This window comes from Alkanindiges illinoisensis (genome assembly GCF_004377485.1).
Classification (GTDB): Bacteria; Pseudomonadota; Gammaproteobacteria; order Pseudomonadales; family Moraxellaceae; genus Alkanindiges; species Alkanindiges illinoisensis_A.
Window position 1 is genome coordinate 1 of sequence record NZ_SNTY01000075.1, and the last position, 1,039, is coordinate 1,039.

General features: G+C 40.4%; 1 protein-coding gene. It reads left to right on the forward strand.

All coding sequences use genetic code 11. The annotated features are described in order from the left end of the window. Nucleotides 1-54 precede the first annotated feature (54 nt). Complete coding sequence (locus tag E2B99_RS12815; RefSeq protein WP_134245483.1) at nt 55-987, forward strand: IS5 family transposase; 933 nt, start codon at nt 55-57, stop codon at nt 985-987. Nucleotides 988-1,039: the final 52 nt, after the last annotated feature.

A 1,039-nucleotide genomic window follows, 5' to 3' on the forward strand; every position in this document is an offset into this window, starting at 1 on the left:
GGCTTTGTTGCACAAACCTATATGTAAAGGCTTATCTAGCAATATAATTCTCAAATGAATAAGCCCGCACCTAAAACCTATCGCACAACCAATTGGTCTTCTTACAACCGAGCTTTGGTGAATCGAGGAAATATCTTGATCTGGTTTGACCCGACTACTCAATGGTATGCACAACCAAAAGGCAAACATGGTAGAAATCAAACTTATTCTGATGCGGCTATTCAATGCTGCCTTATGATCAAATCACTATTTCGACTCTCTTTACGCATGGTCACTGGCTTTGTTCAGAGCCTCATTAAACTTTGTAGATTAGATTGGACAGCGCCAGATTATTCGACTATTTGTAGAAGACAAAAGCATATTGATATTGCAATTCGCTATCAAAAAAGTCGTGATGGTTTCCACCTACTCGTCGACTCTACTGGCTTGAAGTTTTTAGGTGAAGGTGAATGGAAACGTAAGAAACATCAGCCTGAATATCGTCGCCAATGGCGTAAACTTCACATTGGTATAGATGCTGAAACGCTGCAAATACGGGCCGTTCAGCTCACGACAAACAATGTCAGTGATTCACAAGTACTCGAGGATTTACTTGATCAAATTCCACTTGATGAGCAGATTGATTCTGTCTATACAGATGGTGCTTATGACACGAAACACTGCAGAAAAGTCATCTCAGATCGACAGGCACATGCGGTGATTCCGCCAAGAAAAAATGCGAAGCCCTGGAAAGACAAAAAGCTGAGATCTTTAGAAAGAAATGAATTGTTGAAAACGGTTAAATGCCTAGGAAGAGCAATTTGGAAAAAGTGGTCTGGGTATCATCGCCGAAGCTTGGTAGAAACCAAGATGCATTGCATCAAATTATTGGGAGATAAACTCAGTGCACGGAGTTTTCAAAGCCAGGTGAATGAGATTCATGCACGTGTGGCAGTATTAAATAAATTTATGGAATTAGGCCGAGCTCATACCCAAGTTGTCACTTAAATTTGAGTCGCTTAGGGTAGTTCTATTTTTTAAATCTTTGTGCAACAAAGCC